The sequence below is a fragment of the Lyngbya sp. CCY1209 genome (assembly GCF_035615495.1).
Classification (GTDB): Bacteria; Cyanobacteriota; Cyanobacteriia; order Cyanobacteriales; family Microcoleaceae; genus Limnospira.
In genome coordinates, this window is record NZ_JAJENU010000081.1 from 1 (window position 1) to 4265 (window position 4265).

At 56.1% G+C, this 4265-nt stretch carries 4 protein-coding genes; 2 read left to right on the forward strand and 2 right to left on the reverse strand.

Annotated elements, in window-relative coordinates:
- Positions 1-181: 181 nt before the first annotated feature.
- Positions 182-847 (forward strand): L-threonylcarbamoyladenylate synthase, encoded by a 666-nt coding sequence (locus LKE08_RS00405; protein WP_324702215.1) that lies wholly within the window; start codon positions 182-184, stop codon positions 845-847.
- 144 nt (positions 848-991) lie between these two features.
- Positions 992-1405: a hypothetical protein gene (locus LKE08_RS00410; RefSeq protein ID WP_324702216.1), complete on the forward strand. Its 414-nt coding sequence runs from the start codon at positions 992-994 to the stop codon at positions 1403-1405.
- A 94-nt stretch (positions 1406-1499) separates the two neighbouring features.
- Here LKE08_RS00410 and LKE08_RS00415 read toward each other — a convergent pair whose 3' ends face one another.
- Together LKE08_RS00415 and LKE08_RS00420 are read right to left on the reverse strand one after the other, a co-directional pair.
- Complete coding sequence (locus LKE08_RS00415) at positions 1500-2282, reverse strand: NYN domain-containing protein (RefSeq protein ID WP_324702217.1); 783 nt, start codon at positions 2280-2282, stop codon at positions 1500-1502.
- Positions 2283-2383: 101 nt separating this feature from the next.
- Entirely contained in the window at positions 2384-4162 is a 1779-nt protein-coding gene (locus tag LKE08_RS00420) for a serine/threonine-protein kinase (RefSeq protein ID WP_324702218.1), read from the reverse strand.
- Positions 4163-4265 lie beyond the last annotated feature (103 nt).

Genomic DNA, 4265 nt, shown 5'->3' on the forward strand with positions numbered 1-4265 from the left:
ACCTTACAGGGTTGCCCAGGTGGGGCCACCTTACAGGGTTGCCCAGGTGGGGCCACCTTACAGGGTTGCCCAGGTGGTGAATGGGCAAGCTCAGAGGCTTGCCCCCACCCGATTCTGAATATTCCCCCCAGGACTAATTCTTGCATTACACTCTTATCGTTCCAATTTACCGGCTTGAATTATGGCTACTTTGTACGAACTCCATCCGGACACCCCTCAAAAACGCACCGTTGACCAGATCAAAAATGATCTCAAAGACGGGGCGGTGATGCTGTACCCCACGGATACCGTCTACGCGATCGGCTGCGATCTGAATGTCAAGTCTGCGGTTCAGCGGGTGAGACAGATCAAACAAATTTCAAATGATAAACCGCTGACGTTTTTGTGTTCGTCTTTGTCTAATATTTCGGATTATGCGATCGTCACTGATCCGGCTTACCGCACTATCAAGCGACTGATCCCGGGGAGTTATACGTTCTTACTTCCGGCGACAAAGTTGGTTCCTAAATTGGTGATGTCTCCGAAGCGAAAGACGACGGGCATTCGCGTCCCGGACAATGCCGTATGTCTGTCGATTATCGAGGCTCTTGGGAATCCGGTTATTTCCACTTCTGCCCACATTAAGGAAGAAGAGGAACCCTCGCCTTTGATTCCAGAAATTCCTGAAAAATACGACAAAATACAATTGTTTGATGCTTTGGAAAAGTTAGTCGATATCATCGTCGATGACGGCACGGATTTGGATTACCAGGTTTCGACCATCATCGATCTGACGTCGGACGACCCGGTGGCCCTGCGACGGGGGAAGGGGTGGGAGGCGATCGCGGATTGGATGCCGGAGGAATAGGGCGATCGGCTCGGCTCCGCGAGCCATAGATATTTCGTTACAAAATCTATGGCTACCATGAAAATTCATCAATAGATATTGACACGAAATCAAAAAAGGCGCTATAGTGGTAGCGTCAACTCAAGTTTGCAGGAGAATTGAAAAATGCACGGAAGAGGTGGACGTCGGCAAGGCGCGGGTCGCAAAGCCGCGTGGCAAACCGGGGAAACCCAGACCATCCGGGTTCCCGTCGCCCTCAAGGACGAATTGCTCGACATCGGCAAACATTTAGATCGGGGGGATGAGATTTACGACGGACGGACCTGCACGGAATTGCGGCAGTTGGTTCGGCGGTGGGAGATGAAATGCGAAGGGAACGAGGGGGAAGAATGGCAGTTGGTGCGCCAACTTTTGGATGAAATTAAAGACGTGCTCGACAGCCGGCCCGGGGGGAAAGGTCGGCACCGAAACGGCTTCGGGCGGGGAAACTGTCGTCGCGGTGCAGAATCGGGGAGAATGCGATCGCAGGTAATCGAGGAGTCGATGTCGGCGACTGAAACAAAACGCTGTTCAGATTGACCGTAATTATAGCGCCGTTCGCTGTATTGAGGTACACTTTTCATTGGAGCGAAAACCGCCATATCTCTCCTCTGTCACCCCAGGCAGAGGAGAGTCATTTGAGTTTGATGTAAACTTGGCGGAGCAGGGAATTTTTCTTGTGACGCACTTCTTTAATTTCAAAAATCCCCACGTTTCCGACTAATTCTCCCAATTTTTTACAGCCATAATTTCTGGCATCAAAATCCGAGGATAGCTTGTTGAGTTGAGAGCCAATGGCGGCCAAATAGGCCCATCCATCATCGCCGGCGACGGATTCATAAGCATTTTTGAGAAGCCGGATCAATTTTTTATTTTGCCCCAGATTTTTTAGGTTCGATGACTTCAATGGTTCTGAAACTTGCCGGTTTGAATTTTTATTTTGGGAATTGTCCGCGCTTTCACCCCCTTCATCTTCTTCGGCCAGGTCGAGAATATCGGTGTAAATAAATTTATTGCAGGCGGAAATAAAAGCGCCGGGGGTTTTCTGCTGTTCTCCGAAGCCATAAACCACCAGCCCAGCTTCTCGAATTCTGGAGGCCAGGCGGGTGAAGTCGCTGTCGCTGGAAACGATACAAAATCCGTCAAAGTTGCCGGTATAAAGTAAGTCCATCGCATCGATGATCAGCGCGCTGTCGGTGGCATTTTTTCCGGTGGTGTAGGAGAATTGTTGAATCGGTTGGATGGCGAATGCATTGAGCTTATTTTTCCAGCTCACAAGTTGTGTATTCGTCCAATCGCCGTAAATCCGCTTGACATTGGCAGTCCCATATTTTGCCACTTCTTTGAGCAACGAGCCAATGATTTTAGCACTGGCATTATCTGCGTCGATCAAAACAGCGAGTCTACAAACGCTCATGGTTTCAGAAAACTAGAATTGAACTCGGGTGGCTGTCGGTCTGTTGTTGCCCCAGACCTCGCCGCCGGGGCCGGAAAGCCACAACAACGGACGAGATTCGATCAACGCCACCCCAGCCAGCGCAAAATCGGGACGATCAAATAGTGAATGCCTCCCAAACACAAACCGATCGCGCATCCGAGCAAACCGACGAAGGCGATACCCAAGCGAAACTGCTGCCATTCCGCCTGCAGGCCGACGGTGGGAAATTGCAATACTTCCGGGGGCAGAAGGTTCGAGACGCCCAAACCCCAGAAAATGGCGGCGGTTCCGGCCGCGGCAGCGATGGCGTAAACCGGGCGGTGGCTGGCGAATCCCAGTCCCCAGGTGAGGATGCCGGTGGCGATGCCCACGCACAGCCACCCCACCCCCGCCAGTTCCCGAAATCCGGGGATGAAGGCGATCGCGGCGACGATGCGCCAGAGCGCGCCCCCGGCCACGTAGCCCAGGGCACCCGTCAAAGCCGCCCGTCCGTAGCGGCGGCGCTGGTCGAAGCCGCCCCCGTCCGTCAGCCCGAGGGCGGTGCCGAGGCCGGCCAGACCGAGGACGATCATCTCCGCGCCCAAATGGGCGGCGAGATTGGACAGGGGGAGGGGCAGATCTTCGGCGAGGGCCTCCGCCAGCAGTTCGCCGAGGGGGGACCAGTAGGCCAAAATCAGGCCGATCGCGGCCCCCACCATGCCGCCGGAGGCCGCCAGTCCCGTTTCCCAGGTGACTTCGACCGTCGCCCGTCCCAAGGCTGTGATCGCACTTCCGAGCCATTGCACTCCGGCCCACAGGGTGCGATCGACTTCGATCAGGCCGGTTTTGACCAGATCCAGGCACAGTTCCGAGAAAGACATCATCCGGCGGGGGTGTTTTTTCATCCGGGCGATGCGGAAGAGGTAGGCTTGGATGTCGGTGGCGGTTTGGGGGCGATCGCGGAATTCGTTGTGCACCATCCGATCGAGCAATTCGGCGAAGGCGGAACTGACGGAAACCCGGTGTCGCCACCGCAGTTCCCCGGTCATCGGATCTTCGAGTTCAGCGGGATAGGTGCCCGTCAGCAGGTGGATGCAGGTCCGCCCCAGGGCGTAAAAGTCCGCCGGGGGGCCCACCGCCGCGCCAACGATCTGTTCCGGGGGGCTGTAGCCCGGAGACACGAGGCGGGTGTTGCTTCTGGGGGTGCTTTCCCGGTCGCCGTGGGCGATCGCGCCGATCTGCTTGGCACCGCCGAAGTCGATCATCACCAACTGATTTTTGCCGATGTGGCGATCGTCGAAATACGCTTCGGAGGGCGATAGGTGCGCTGTCGCGGATCGTAGCATCAAATTGGAGGGTTTAATGTCCCGGTGCACGATCCCCCGCCGGTGCAGTTCCCGCAAAATGTCGAGGGCTTGGTGCAGCCATTGCGTCACCCACTCTTCCGGACAGCCCTGGGGGTGGCGTTCCAGGACTTCTTCGAGGGTGGGGCCGTGGATTTTTTCCATCACCAGGCAGGGGAGTTCCACCCGGTTGGCGTGGCGACGGCGGAGGAAAAAGTAGCCGTCGGGGGCGACCCGGGGGACGCCGGAATGGTGCAGGTGGGCGAGGACGGCGGCCTCCTGTTCAAACAGTTCCAGGGCCTTGGGGGAGGGTTCGACCAGGACTTTCAGGACTTTTTCGGATTGGGTTTTCGGGTCCCAGACGGTGTAGAGTTTGGAAAATCCCCCGCTTCCCAGGCAGCGGAGGGGGATGTAGCGGTGGTTGAGTTGCAGGGGCGCCCCGCAATTTTGGCAGAATTTGTTCCCCCAAAGCTGTCCGTCTGGCTTGGGGCAGTTGGGGTTGATACAGTGAATGGTGGATGATACCGGATGTTCCACGGCGACGACCTGTCAGGCCCGGATTGAATTAGGGGTCGAGAGAGATGTTACCATCTCCCCCTCCCATTCAGAACCGTGCATGAGACTTTCACCTCACACGGCT